Origin of the sequence: Porphyromonas somerae DSM 23386, assembly GCF_000372405.1 — a bacterium.
GTDB lineage: Bacteria > Bacteroidota > Bacteroidia > Bacteroidales > Porphyromonadaceae > Porphyromonas_A > Porphyromonas_A somerae.
Genome location: NZ_AQVC01000003.1, coordinates 64,934 through 78,516 on the forward strand (window position 1 = coordinate 64,934; position 13,583 = coordinate 78,516).

General features: G+C 48.5%; 9 protein-coding genes. 2 read left to right on the top strand and 7 right to left on the bottom strand.

Going from position 1 to position 13,583, the window contains the following annotated elements; genetic code table 11:
• Positions 1-390 precede the first annotated feature (390 nt).
• Positions 391-3,063, top strand: coding sequence for a calcium-translocating P-type ATPase, PMCA-type (locus tag A3GK_RS0101000; protein WP_018027666.1), 2,673 nt, complete (start codon positions 391-393; stop codon positions 3,061-3,063).
• On the top strand, positions 3,060-4,178 hold the full coding sequence (locus A3GK_RS0101005; RefSeq protein ID WP_018027667.1) for a polysaccharide pyruvyl transferase family protein: 1,119 nt from the start codon (positions 3,060-3,062) through the stop codon (positions 4,176-4,178). The genes A3GK_RS0101000 and A3GK_RS0101005 overlap by 4 nt, the downstream gene beginning before the upstream one ends.
• Here the strand turns inward: A3GK_RS0101005 and A3GK_RS0101010 are convergent.
• From A3GK_RS0101010 to A3GK_RS0101040, 7 genes are all read right to left on the bottom strand, one after another.
• Positions 4,175-4,684 carry an O-acetyl-ADP-ribose deacetylase gene (locus A3GK_RS0101010; protein WP_018027668.1) on the bottom strand — a complete coding sequence of 170 codons (510 nt, stop codon included), beginning with the start codon at positions 4,682-4,684 and terminating at the stop codon, positions 4,175-4,177. The genes A3GK_RS0101005 and A3GK_RS0101010 overlap by 4 nt on opposite strands.
• 71 nt (positions 4,685-4,755) lie before the next feature.
• Positions 4,756-6,288, bottom strand: a complete 1,533-nt coding sequence (gene hutH / locus A3GK_RS0101015) for a histidine ammonia-lyase (RefSeq protein ID WP_018027669.1) — start codon at positions 6,286-6,288, stop codon at positions 4,756-4,758.
• Positions 6,289-6,293: 5 nt separating this feature from the next.
• The gene (locus A3GK_RS0101020; protein ID WP_018027670.1) at positions 6,294-6,932 is read right to left on the bottom strand and encodes a cyclodeaminase/cyclohydrolase family protein; all 639 of its coding nucleotides are present in this window, start codon (positions 6,930-6,932) and stop codon (positions 6,294-6,296) included.
• A gap of 13 nt (positions 6,933-6,945) precedes the next feature.
• On the bottom strand, positions 6,946-8,205 hold the full coding sequence (gene hutI, locus A3GK_RS0101025; RefSeq protein ID WP_018027671.1) for an imidazolonepropionase: 1,260 nt from the start codon (positions 8,203-8,205) through the stop codon (positions 6,946-6,948).
• Complete coding sequence (ftcD, locus tag A3GK_RS0101030; protein WP_018027672.1) at positions 8,198-9,172, bottom strand: glutamate formimidoyltransferase; 975 nt, start codon at positions 9,170-9,172, stop codon at positions 8,198-8,200. Before ftcD ends, hutI begins: the two co-directional genes overlap by 8 nt.
• A 5-nt stretch (positions 9,173-9,177) precedes the next feature.
• Positions 9,178-11,175: a urocanate hydratase gene (locus A3GK_RS0101035; protein ID WP_018027673.1), complete on the bottom strand. Its 1,998-nt coding sequence runs from the start codon at positions 11,173-11,175 to the stop codon at positions 9,178-9,180.
• A gap of 688 nt (positions 11,176-11,863) precedes the next feature.
• Positions 11,864-12,445, bottom strand: coding sequence for a hypothetical protein (locus A3GK_RS0101040; RefSeq protein ID WP_018027674.1), 582 nt, complete (start codon positions 12,443-12,445; stop codon positions 11,864-11,866).
• Positions 12,446-13,583: the final 1,138 nt, after the last annotated feature.

Consider the following 13,583-nt stretch of genomic DNA (forward strand, 5'->3'; position numbering starts at 1 on the left):
TGCAACTCGGTGATGGCTTAGTTGCAATGGATTTCTTGATTTTCTATAACTCGTTGGTTTGTAGTGGGGTTATGGTATTATAGTCACCGAGCTCTATGAAACTGCTAGTTGGATCTTATTTTTAACCTATTTTGAGTGTTTTGCGTAAAGGATGGGGACTGTCGTAAGGATTTGTCGGACCCCTCGGCGAGGGTCGCAAGGCGGGGGTGCCTAATCGGACAGGTCAGACGGGTCAGACAAGTCGGACGAGTCAGACAAGTCGGACGTGGTGGTCGGGCGAAAAGTTTAGTTGCAACTCTAATGCGTAACCCTGATGATACAGATTTATACCACGCAATAGTCTCTAATAATTGTGTACCTTTGTCGTTTAGGATTATAGATTAGCAAGTGATGGATATAAAGCACTGGGAGGGATTGAGCGATAGTGAGGTGGCAGAGAGTAGGGCAAAGCATGGTGCCAATCTGCTGACTCCGGTAGCTCGGGTATCGGTATGGAGGAAGTTCCTAGAGAAGTTTCAAGACCCTACCATCATTATTTTATTGATGGCCGCACTGCTCTCAATTGGGGTGTCGGTGTATGAGGTCTACTATCACGGGCGTGGTAGTGAGGCCTTATTGGAGCCGATGGGCATTTTATTTGCGGTATTGCTGGCGACTGGTTTGGCCTTTTACTTTGAGCAAAAGGCCGATAAGGAGTTTACAATCCTTAATAAGGTCAATGACGATGAGCCGGTGCGGGTGATACGCAATGGGCATACTATGGAGGTGCCCAAACAGAATGTGGTAGTGGGGGATATTGTGGTGGTGGAGAGTGGCGACGAGGTGCCGGCCGATGGGGAGCTACTGGAGTCGGTGAGTCTGTTGGTGGATGAATCGATGCTGACGGGGGAACCAATTGCCTCTAAGTCGGCCGATCCTATGGCCTCGGATAGTGAAGCGACTTTTCCAACGAATCACCTATTGCGTGGTACGCGTGTGGTAGAGGGGCATGGTGTCTGTAGGGTCTTTGCTGTGGGTGATGCGACTGAAAATGGCAAAGTATTTCATGCTGCCCAGATAGATGACTCTGTGCGGACTCCGCTCAATGAGCAGCTGGATCGGCTTGGAAGTATGATTAGTAAGCTGGGCTATGGCATTGCTCTCTTGGTGTTGGTGGGGCGGATGTCGGTCTACCTTTGGGGTAGTGGTATGGAGCCTTTTGAGTGGTCGGAATTTATCACTTACCTTTTGCAGACCATTATGATTGCTGTGACGGTGGTGGTGGTTTCGGTACCTGAGGGATTGCCGATGGCGGTGACGCTGAGCCTAGCATATAGTATGCAGAAGATGCTGCAGACCAATAACCTGGTGCGTAAGATGCACGCCTGTGAGACGATGGGGGCGACGACTGTGATCTGTACCGATAAGACTGGGACACTTACAGAGAACCTGATGACGGTGGCGGAAGCACAGTTTTATGGTGCGGAAGGAGCTGGGAGTCGATTGGTACAGGAGGGGTTGGTACTCAATAGTACAGCTACGCTGGACAAGGCTTCGGATGGTAGCACTAGGGTATTTGGCAATCCTACGGAGGGGGCTTTGCTCTTATGGCTAGACCGCGAAGGAGTGGCTATCGACGAGGTAGCCTTGGAGGCTAAAGTGGTGGCACAAATCCCCTTTTCTACGGAGAGGAAGTATATGGCTACGATTGTGCAGTCACCTGAGGGTTCTTTTATGCTCTATGTGAAAGGGGCACCAGAGATGGTCTTGGGACTCTCTAGCCAGGTGGAGGGGGCTATTGACCGCCAATCAATTGAGGCGGAGTTGGTGAAGTACCAGTCGCAAGCGATGCGTACACTGGGTTTTGCTTATCAGAAGCTAGAGCGTATTGAGGAGGGGATATCTGAAGGAAAGTTGGTGGCTAAGGAGCTAACCTTCCTAGGAATTGTGGCTATTTCGGACCCCGTGCGGGTGGATGTGCCACCGGCCATTAGGGAGTGTCTGGCGGCAGGAATTGATGTGAAGATAGTGACGGGGGACACGGTGGCAACTGCTCGGGAGGTGGCACGACAGATAGGTCTTTGGCAAAATGGAGATGGGGAGCAGCAGGTTGTGACGGGTCCTGAGGTGGCTGAGATGAGTGATGAGGAGCTGGAGGAGCGTATCGGGAAGATTAAGGTGATCTCTCGGGCGAGACCTCTGGATAAGCAGCGATTGGTGGAGGCGTTGCAGAGACGCAATCAGGTGGTGGCGGTGACAGGTGATGGTACGAATGATGCCCCCGCACTTAAGTCGGCACACGTGGGGCTCTCTATGGGTGATGGGACCTCTATCGCTAAGGAGGCGAGTGATATTACCATTGTGGACAACTCCTTTGCTAGTATCGGCAGGGCGGTGATGTGGGGACGCTCGCTCTATCAGAATATTCAGCGCTTTATCCTTTTCCAAATGACGGTCAATGTGGCGGCCTGTTTGATTGTGTTGGCTGGAGCTTTTCTAGGTACCGAGACGCCCTTGACGGTGACGCAGATGCTGTGGGTCAATCTGATTATGGATACCTTTGCGGCGATGGCTCTTGCGTCGTTGCCACCCTCTGCTCGGGTGATGCATGAGAAGCCGAGGGATCGTAGCTCTTTTATTATTGACAAGGCGATGGGGCGTGGAATATTAATTGTCGGTGGGCTCTTTTTCGTGATACTTCTGGCACTCTATTATCTCTTTCATACGTATGATATTAGGAGTATGACGGACCTTTTCTCGCTTTCGTTGGTGGATGGTTTGCCGACTATTACGAGGTATGAGCAGAGTCTTTTCTTTACGCTATTTGTGTGGCTACAGTTTTGGAATATGTTCAATGCCCGTGCCTTTAAGAGTGGTCGCTCGGCATTTCACTTTAAGGGGGCAAGGGGTTTTGTATTGATTACTCTTGTGATATTGGTGGGGCAGCTGTTTATAGTCAACTTTGGGGGCGAGATGTTTAGTGTCACTCCTCTCACGTGGAAGGATTGGTTCCTCACCTTTGTGCTCACCTCGCCAGTGCTGCTCATAGGGGAATTAGTTAGGGTCGTTAGAAAACAAGGATGATGAAAGTAGGAATTCTTACTCAGCCGTTGGGCTTGAATTATGGAGGTATTGTACAGAATTATGCTCTCCAGGAGGTGCTAAGGCAGGAGGGGCATAGGCCAGTGACGCTACGACGAATTGATTGGGTGGATGATCGTAGTACTTTGCGAAAGTATCTTTCTTACTTTTACCTACGCTATGTTCTTCGTGATCCTCAGTCACCTAGTAAGCCTGTCACAAAACGTAGAGAGGCGACAATGACTCGCTATACAGATGCCTTTGTTGAGAACTATATTGAGACTACTCCACTTATTCTTTCTCAGCTGGCATTGAGGGAGGAGGTAGTGTCAAGAGAACTGGGTGCCATTATTGTGGGGAGTGACCAGACGTGGCGCCCAAAGTATTCCCCTTATTTGCCTGATTACTTCTTGGAGTTTTTGCCGAGAGAATCGTCTATCAAGAGGGTGGCCTATGCGTCGTCTTTTGGGACGGATGAGTGGGAGTTTACTGAGAAGGAGACCCAAATGGCACGAGAGCTACTTCGATACTTTGATGCAGTCTCGGTGCGTGAGGAGTGTGGGGTTCATTTCTGCCAAGAGCATCTAGAGCATGAGGCAACGCTGGTGCTAGACCCTACTCTGTTGCTTTCTCGGGAGGAGTATGTGGAGAGGTTGAAACTAAGGGAGGAAACTCACGGAAAGGTCTTTGCTTATCTCCTTGATGCCACTCCTGAGAAGCGGAGGTTTGCCGAGGAGGTGGCTCGCGAGGTAGGCACTACTGCTTTTGAGATGATGCCTAAGATGACGGTCTATGACAGGTGGAAGGAGGTGTCGGACTACCAACTGAAGCCGGTGGAGACTTGGTTGGAAAATATCCTCAATGCGGAGTTCGTGGTGACCGACTCCTTTCATGGAGCGGTCTTCTCGACCATCTTTGGTAAGCCGTTTGTGGTGGTGGAGAATAGGGAGCGTGGCCTTGCTCGCTTTGCCACACTCAAGCAGTTTGTCTCTGCCGATGCCTTTGTGGAGGAAGAAGAGCTCAATAGTTATCAGTTGGCTACCCCGTCCGTAGACCAGCAAAGGCTAGGTGACTATAGGGAGCACTCATTGAAGTTTTTGCGAGACTCTCTAGCTTAATCGGCTAATAGCTTTTGGTAGATCTGAGCATCTTCCTCTAGAAAGCAGCAGAGGGTTACTGTGCCGGAGTACTGGTTGGTGGCGAGGTATTCTTTGATCACTTCGAGGGCAATCTTAGCGGCTCGCTCCCTAGGAAATCTATAGACGCCGGTGCTGATGCAAGGAAAGGCGATGGTTTTGAGTTGGTGTTTCTCTGCTAGCTCTAGTGCGGTACGATAGCAGGAGGCGAGGAGCTGGTCTTCATTCTGCATTCCGCCTCTCCAGATGGGACCGACTGTATGGATCACCTTCTTGCAAGGAAGGAGGTAGGCATCGGTGATCTTGCTGGCACCAGTAGGGCAACCGCCAAGCGTGCGACACTCCTCTAGTAACCCTTTGCCAGCCGCTCTGTGGATGGCTCCATCTACCCCTCCGCCACCGAGTAGGCTTTCATTGGCGGCATTGACGATGGCATCTACCTGAAGCGTGGTGAGGTCGCCCACAACTACCTTTATTCTCTCGTTCATATCTCTATAAAATAAATGGGCTAGTGAAGTCGGATAACTTCGCTAGCCCATATTGTTTACCTCATAAAATACTATAGATGATAGCCATATACAAAGTCAGCAGCATCCTGCATCTGCTTGTACATTACTACATCATCTTGAACCATTGGCACCACCTTACGGAACTCCTTGTACAGCTCCTGCAGTGGCTTGGAGGTCTTCTCCTCGCCCTTACGAAGTGCTAAGGCTTGTGCTCCGTTCATCAGCTCTACGCCAAGAATCGCATAAAGATTATCGAGAAGAGGAAGTAGCTTGATGGCTGCATTGGCACCCATAGATACGTGGTCCTCCTGCCCGTTGCTACTTACGATGCTATCAGAAGAGGCATTGAAGCAGTACATCTTATTCTGGCTCACCATCGCTGCTGCAGCATATTGTGGAATCATAAAGCCGGAGTTGAGTCCTGGCTTAGCCACAAGGAACTCTGGCAACTGACGTAGCCCGAGGATCAGCTGAGCGGTACGACGCTCTGAGATATTGCCCACTTCAGCAATAGAGAGAGCCAAGTAGTCGAATACCAGTGCGATAGGCTGTCCGTGGAAGTTGCCACCAGAGACGATAAGGTCGTCGTCGGGGAAGATCGTAGGATTGTCGGTCACTGAATTGATCTCAGTCTCTATCACCTTACAAGCATACTGCCAAGCATCATAGCTAGCACCGTGTACCTGAGGGATACAACGGAAAGAGTAAGGGTCTTGTACCTGTGGCTTGCTTACCTTCTGTAGCTTGCTACCCTTGAGGAGGTCTCTGACGGTCTTGGCTACTACCGCCTGACCAGCATGTGGGCGAACCTTTTGGATCTGTGGGGTAAAGGGCGCCTCTAGTCCGTCAAATGCCTCAAGGGAAAGGGCTGCTACCTTTAGTGCCATCCGCTCAGCACGACGAGCCAATATCAGAGCGTACACTCCGTGAGAGCTCATAAACTGAGTGCCGTTGAGCAGAGCCAAGCCCTCTTTACTCTGTAGGGTAATGGTCTCTAGCTTAGCTTTCTTAAAGGCTTCCTTAGAGGTCATCTTCTTACCTTTGTAGTACACCTCTCCCTCGCCAATCAGTGGCAGGAATAGCTTGGCCAAAGGTGCTAGGTCACCAGAAGCTCCTAGCGAGCCCTTATCGTAGACAATAGGATAGATCTCTTCATTGAGCATATCCACAAGTCGCTGTACGGTGGCTACCTGTACACCACTATGCCCGAGTGAAAGAGCGTGTGCCTTGAGGAGTAGCATCAGCTTGACTACAGGCTCAGGTACTTCGTCGCCATAGCTACAAGAGTGGCTCTTTACAAGGTTCTCTTGCAGTGTGGTCAGCTCCTCTTGCGAGACGCTGATATTGCAGAGCGATCCAAACCCAGTGGTGATACCATAGAGAGGCTTCTCCGACTTCGCTACCTTATTATCTAGGTAGTCACGGCACTTCTGTATGCGTGCAATCGCTTCGGGTGCTAGGGTATAGGTGACCTTTTTGCTAAAGATGATCTTTTCTAGCTCGTCAATGGTGAGCTTGCCACTACCTACAACGTAGGAGATGGGCTCATCAAGTGTATATGGTTGATGTGTGACAACTCTCATAATGCTTACTTAATGGCTTGATAAGTATGTTGGAGGATACGATGCTCAATATCCGTGATATCTTTCTCTAGACGCTCACAATCATCGGCAAGCTCCTTTACAAAGGCTTCGTCCTTAAGACCACCAAGATTGATACGTACGTTCAGCAGTGCTCCTAGCACGCCAAGACGGCAATTCATCATTGCAATACAGCCATCGGTGATGGCGTTTTGATTGCCCTTCATCACCACCTTCTCGATGAGAGGAATCAGCTCATAAGTAGTCTTGGCTACCTCCATAGGCACCAACGCCGCTACCTTAGTAGCCTCTTGAATCTTGGCACTTCGTGCTGCCTTCTCCTCGTCCGTCTCCTTAGGCATCTTGAAAGCTTGAGAGACTAGGTCATAAGCGTCGCTATCCCTATCAATCGCCTCGATAAGTTCCTTATGCACCTCTCTAGCCTTCTCTACCACTGCCTTCATCTCCTCCTCTACCTCGACGTATTTCTTGCGACCGATGGTGAGGTTCGCCACCATTTCGGTGAGTGAAGCGGCGATAGTACCAGCTAGTGCCGATACGCTACCTCCACCTGGTACTGGATCACTTCCAGCTGTAACGTTGCAAAACTCTGCAAGTGTATGATTTTGTAATAGTTTCTTCTCCATATCGTGATTAGTTTTAGTATTTGTATAGCTTTCCACTCTTAATCGTGGTGTCTACTAGGTTCATTCCAAAGTGGTAGCTTAGGAACTTGTATGATGGGTACTTGAGGATTACCGCATCGCCAGCTTTGCCTACCTCTAGGCTACCCACCTTGTCGTGCTGATTGATTGCCTTAGCTGCGTTAATGGTAAGCGCAGCAATCGTCTCCTCCACCGTCATCTTCATGTAGATCGTTGAAAGAGCAATCAAGAGAGGAATAGAAGCCGAGAAGCAACTGCCAGGATTAAGATCCGAAGCAACTGCCACGCAGCACCCCACATCGATCATCTTGCGAGCTGGTGCATAGTCGTCCATCAGAGAGAAAGCGGTGAGAGGCAAGCAGGTGGCTACCGTTTCGCTCGCAGCCAGTGCCTTGATACCTTCGTCCGAAATCTTGAGCAGGTGGTCGGCAGAAAGGCAACCTAGCTCAGCAGCGAGCTCAGCTCCACCAATCGGCACAATCTCATCGGCGTGCATCTTCACCTTGAAGCCCAATTCCTTGGCGGCATTGAGCAGACGGCGTGTATCCTCGTGCTCAAAGACATTTTTCTCCGTAAAGATATCAACACACTCAGCAAGGTTCTTCTCCTTCACTAAAGGCAGCATCTCACGGATGATAAAGTCAATGTAGTCGTGCGGACGTCCCTTGTACTCTATTGGTGTATCGTGAGCCCCCATATAGGTGGGGTAGAGCGAGATGGGATGAGTCTCGTCAAGGTGGCGAATCACCTCTAGCTGACGGATCTCCGTGTCTCGGTCCATACCATAGCCACTCTTCGCCTCGGCTGTGGTCACGCCCATACGTAGCATAGCGTCGAGGTGCTTCTTGGCATGTTCCGAAAGCTCCTCAAAGCTAGCCGCACGAGTTGCCTTGGTCGTTGAGGCGATGCCACCGCCGCGCTCCATGATGCTCATGTAGCTCTCGCCAGCTAGTCGCCATTGGAATTCATCTTCCCGATAGCCGCCAAAGATTAGGTGCGTGTGGGAGTCAATAAACCCAGGGAGGACACATTGCCCTTGGGCATCCACAAACTCCATCCCCTGCTCCTTAGGGCAAGGGGCGTCGCTTTGCTTGCCAGCGTAGGTGACAATTCCATCCTCAATCACCAGCACTGCTGGCCCCTCGATCATGGCAAGGTCACCCATAGCGGAAGCCCCTTTGCGGGGGCCTCCAGCCATGGTAACCAATTGCCCTATATTATATAGGTAGAGACTACCTTTCTCCTTATTATGCATTGGCTTTCTTGAGCTTGTACTCGAGGATCTGCTCTACTGAGAATCCCTCTAGCTGTAGATACTTAGTCATCTCCTCTGCTAGCTGCTCAAGCGTGTACTCACCCTCGGCGATCTCCTCCTTCTTCAGGTAGTAAGCCAGTGACTGCTCTAGAGCCTCCTTAGGAACGAGTCCGATGATCTCTGCCCCTACAATCTTAGCACCGTACCTCTGAGCCTCCATGCGTACCATCTCGTGAGCACGATAGATAGCGGTCTTGGTATAGTCAGTGAGGTTCATAGATACTTGAGACTGATGGCGCTCAGTGAGGTCTACTCCCATACCCTTCACGAAGCGAAGACCACCGCCGATAAAGCGAACACGCTTAGCGATGGCAGTAGCCACCTCTACATCTGGGTGGTCAAGATTGACATTGTAGGCTACAAGAGGCATACGTGCACCCACTGCTACAGTACCTGCAGTTGCGTGGCGCTCAGCCTTGCCATAGTCGGGCTTCCACTCAGGTAGCTTGATCTTCTCGGCCATTCCCTCAAACTCACCCTTGCGGATCTTAGCAAGGTTCTTGCGGTCTGGCGAAGTGGCAGAGTCCTCATAAAGGAATACGGGCACACCGATCTCCTCACCGATGATGCGACCCACCTCATTCGAAAGCTCAATAGCCTCCTCCTTAGTGACATCCTTGATAGGAATAAAAGGAATCACATCTACCGCTCCCATACGTGGGTGCTGGCCTTGATGCTTGGTCAAATCTATCTTAGAAACTGCTACACGTACCGCCTCGAGTACCGCCTCCTTAAGAGGTTGTGGTTCACCCACTAGGGTGACTACCATACGGTTATGGTCCTCGTCATTGCTGTAGTCTAGTAGTACTACATTCTCCTTGTTGCGAAGTGGAGCCAAGATGGCTTCCATTACCTCTTTGTTGCGTCCCTCGCTAAAGTTAGGAACGCATTCCATGATCTTTTTCATTGCATTTATTTGATTAAGTTGTTAATAATTTCGTCGTCTACTAAGAATGGCTCCGTGATGTGATATCCATCGGCGTGTGTCTCATTGAAGCTCTTCACGGTGCTCATTGCATTTTCATTGCGTGCCCATGACCTACGAGCTACACCGCCCATTACGTCCCAAAGCATAGCGGAGCGAATGATCTCATCGGCCCGCTTAGAGCCGTCGCAGACCATACCGAATCCACCATTGATGGACTTACCGATGCCCACACCACCACCATTGTGCAGTGCTACTAGGCTAAATCCTCTCGCACAGTTACCAGCGAAGCAGTGTACCGCCATATCGGCCATCACGTTGCTACCATCGCGGATATTAGAAGTCTCACGGAAAGGAGAGTCGGTACCGCTCACATCGTGGTGGTCACGACCTAGCATGATAGGACCTACCTCACCATTGCGTACCATCTCATTGAACTTCAGGGCAATATTCATACGGCCAAGGGCATCTTGGTAAAGGATACGAGCTTGTGTCCCTACCACCAATTGATTCTTCTCGGCATCGCGGATCCAAATCCAGTTGTCTCTATCCTGTGCACGACGGTCAGGATCGATGCAATCCATTGCCGCCTTATCGGTCTTCAGTAGATCCTCATGCTTTCCGCTGAGGCATACCCACCTGAATGGACCATAGCCGTAGTCGAATAGCTCAGGACCCATAATATCCTCTACATAGCTAGGCCAGATAAAGCCATCCTTATCGTCATAGCCATTGCGAGAAATCTCCTTCACGCCAGCATCAAAGCAAGCCTTCATAAAGGCATTACCATAGTCAAAGAAATAGGTGCCCTTAGCCACCAACTTCTTGATGATCTCAAAGTGGCGACGTAGCCCCTTATCTACCTCCTTCTTAAAGCCTTCACGATCCTTAAAGAGCATCTCGGTACGCTGCTCGTAGGTAAGACTTGCAGGGCAATAACCACCCTCGTAAGCGGCGTGGCAACTGGTCTGGTCGGAGAGTAGGTCAATATGAATATCATGTGCATAAGCATACTCCAGAAGGTCTACCACGTTGCCCAGGTAGGCGATAGAGGTAGGTTTTTTGCTCTCAATACCCTTGCGTGCCATCTCAAAGGCCTCCTCCAGAGAGTGAGCAATGTGATTCACCCATCCCTGCTCATAGCGGATATGGATACGGCTCTCATCCACCTCGGCCACAATTGATGTGGCACCAGCGATATCGGCTGCCTTAGGCTGAGCTCCACTCATACCTCCTAGTCCGGAGGAGACAAATAGCTTGCCAGCGAGGTTGTCGTCCTGTCCCAAGCCTAGCTTCAAGCGTCCTGCATTCAGAATCGTATTGTAGGTGCCGTGTACGATGCCTTGTGGCCCAATGTACATCCAACCTCCTGCGGTCATCTGACCATAGTTGGCAACACCCATCTGAGCAGCTACCTCCCAATCCTCAATATTATCGTACTCCCCGATCATCATAGAGTTGGTGATGATCACACGTGGGGCACTTGGATTACTCTTGAATAGACCTAGTGGGTGACCACTTGCCACCACCAGCGTCTGCTCCTCTGTAAGCTCCTCGAGATACTTCTTGGTGAGACGATATTGTAGCCAGTTTTGGAAGACCTGACCAGTCTCGCCATAGGTCACTAGCTCATAGGGGTAGAGGGCGATATCGAAGCAAAGGTTATTGTCGATCATCACCTGGAAAGCCTTCCCCTCAAGGCACTTGCCCTTGTACTCGTCAATGGACTTCGCCTTCATATTGCCCTCAGGACGATAGCGGTAAGCGTAGATCTTACCACGGGTCTTTAGCTCCTCTAGGAATTCAGGTGCTAGCTCCTTATGTAGCTCCTTAGGCACATATCTCAGTGCGTTACGCAGTGCCACCTTGGTCTGCTCTTTAGTTAGTCTGTACCCACGGTCGGGTGCTCTTCTTACTCCCTTGATAAATTCGGGATAAACTGGTAGAGTGCTGTCCAGCACAAATTTCTTAGATGTTTCCACCATAGTAGGTTATTGTAAGTTTGATAATAAATTTGTCTCTAATTCAGTGACACAAATATACTGAATATATTTGAGGTGGAGGGGCAATATGTTTGAAATTGTGGCGAGAATAAAGGAGGACAGATTATTGCCCCCTATTTTGAGACGGTTGCACAACGGAATCTATAATGTTGCCCCTGTCTTTCGTGCAAAGCTTCTATAACCTGTTTTCATCGGGGCTGGTGGAAGAAAAGAGCTGTATAGTATAGCAATCGGAGAGGGGTCATAGCTCAAGTCATTAGTTTCGACGCAATGAAACTGGAGTCTTGACGCATCGAAACTCCAGACGTGATTGAGGGATGGCATAATAAGCCCTAGTAGTTGTACTAAAGACATCATACTATTTGAAAGGACGTCGCCCAATGGCGATCTGCTTTGCTCTAGGAATTCTGGCTAGATTACCCCTTTTGGAGCCTGCTGACCTACTATTGTGTCTTGTTCTTTGTTGCATAGATACAGTATATAAAATTGAGTAGGTCGGGAAACGAAAGTTTTCTGACCTACTTTCGTTTCCCGACCTACTCAATTTTACCACTCACTCAACCTGCGGAATCTAGGTTGATATATTGCAAATATTCTCTCGCAATATCTATTACCCAATGCGTCTGTTGATTATCCGCCTAATCTTTGTTGGGATGATAATATTGTGTTGTTAAAAACTGTATGATAGTCCTAGGTCATATCTCATGTCTATAGTGCCATAAACAGTTTTCCCCTGGTTCGCAAAAGCTGCTCCTATTGATGGAAGAAGTGCGGCTTTGATATTAAGGTTCTTAACGAGGTTATATGAGTAGCCGATATCGAAAACGAATATTCCTTCGTTCTCTAGATCGTAAACATCTTTATTTGGGTCAATTGCAAACTTCCACTTATGGTGGTTATATTGGAAGTTTAATCCTAAATGAAAGCCACTGTTGTTATTCAATGGTTTTGGGTACCATCTTGTTCCTATACTAAGGAATGGCATCATTCCCGCATACTCTACATCTATATTTACCTTCTTTTGATATGTTTGATATGGTTGTAAGCGTTGGAAGATAAGAATTCCAAGATTATATCGCATTGAGAAGTGCTTGCCAATGGGGTGTTCAAAAACAATCCCACTTTGATAGCCTAGTTCCGCACTCCATTTTCTAGAGAGTGTGTTAGATTCGTTTACGTCTTGTGCTGATATGGTGGCTGATAGCCCCGTGAATAATAAAATACAGGCTAGTATTCTTGAACTTTGTCTCATATGAAAATGTGTATTGTTGTAATCAATTACCAAATTAATCTATAACCTACCCAACTGTCTAAATATCCACATGCATAAAATGACCCTGAAATTAGTTCGGCATCTGGATTTTTTTAATCTTAGTGCTGATTCTTTATATATTCCATTTATTGGGATTCAGAGATTTTATAATGGAGAGAATCTCCGTATGAGTCTACTGTAGAATGGTTGGAAATGGCATTGTCTAATGCCTCTCGGGATGAGAAATTAAGTATCTCTGATTTATTTATTTGGTTGGATAAAACTTTGTCCGTGCTTTCTAAAGGTCGTTCTTTAGTGCAACTTATTATGGTCAAAGTAAATGATAATGAGAATAATAGTTTGTTTAAATTTAAAGTCATATTATGTACGTTCTAATTTATGATATTGAGCCGCAAATATAAGAAAAACTTTCTTTTTGTGTATTTTTTTACGAGAATAAAGGAGGACAGATTATTGCCCCCTATTTTGCCTCATCTAAACCTATGGGTTAGTAGAGCAAAAGTTTAGTTGCAACTAACCGTTTGCTTTGTTGCAACTAAGCAATTGCCGAGTTGCAACTAACCGATCGCTTAGTTGCAACTAAGATTTAGCTTTTGTAGGACACTGGTTATCAGTTCATTATAAAAGCATTTTTTGCACTCTCTCCTAACCTATTTTTGTGGTCTAAGAATTGGTCACGCTAGATTAGTTTGTTCAACTTTCCACAAGTGGGAGGATTGGATTAATGACTGCGGAGTAAACGTCTCAAATTGCTATACCAATCGGCTAGCACTTTGCATCAACTTACAGGGGTTACGCATTAGAAAGTTCTTACCGTATACTTTTTAACAGGGTGTCTATAAGTAAGGACCTCGGCAGAGGTCCGTGCTAAATAGGCACAGGTCAAGGCACGCAGTGCCGAAGACCTGTGTATAAAGAGGTACCACACACCCTTGCGACCCCGGCCGAGGGGTCGGACAACCCTATCTCTAGGTCTGACCCCTCAGCCGGGGTCAAGCAGGTGGTGAATATGCTCTTGCACACAGGTCGTTCGGGGCTAACTCCCCTCCGACCTGTGCCTATTTAAGAGGGACCTCTGCCGAGGTCCTTACGCCATTATCCTCAACAGATTGTATAT

Excerpts from the sequence above, each read along its gene's own strand:
- A3GK_RS0101020 (WP_018027670.1), bottom strand. The coding sequence starts at position 6,932 with ATGGAGAAGAAACTATTACAAAATCATACACTTGCAGAGTTTTGCAAC.
- A3GK_RS0101010 (WP_018027668.1), bottom strand. The coding sequence starts at position 4,684 with ATGAACGAGAGAATAAAGGTAGTTGTGGGCGACCTCACCACGCTTCAG.
- A3GK_RS0101000 (WP_018027666.1), top strand. The coding sequence starts at position 391 with ATGGATATAAAGCACTGGGAGGGATTGAGCGATAGTGAGGTGGCAGAG.
- A3GK_RS0101040 (WP_018027674.1), bottom strand. The coding sequence starts at position 12,445 with ATGAGACAAAGTTCAAGAATACTAGCCTGTATTTTATTATTCACGGGG.
- ftcD (WP_018027672.1), bottom strand. The coding sequence starts at position 9,172 with ATGAAAAAGATCATGGAATGCGTTCCTAACTTTAGCGAGGGACGCAAC.
- A3GK_RS0101005 (WP_018027667.1), top strand. The coding sequence starts at position 3,060 with ATGATGAAAGTAGGAATTCTTACTCAGCCGTTGGGCTTGAATTATGGA.
- hutI (WP_018027671.1), bottom strand. The coding sequence starts at position 8,205 with ATGCATAATAAGGAGAAAGGTAGTCTCTACCTATATAATATAGGGCAA.
- hutH (WP_018027669.1), bottom strand. The coding sequence starts at position 6,288 with ATGAGAGTTGTCACACATCAACCATATACACTTGATGAGCCCATCTCC.
- A3GK_RS0101035 (WP_018027673.1), bottom strand. The coding sequence starts at position 11,175 with ATGGTGGAAACATCTAAGAAATTTGTGCTGGACAGCACTCTACCAGTT.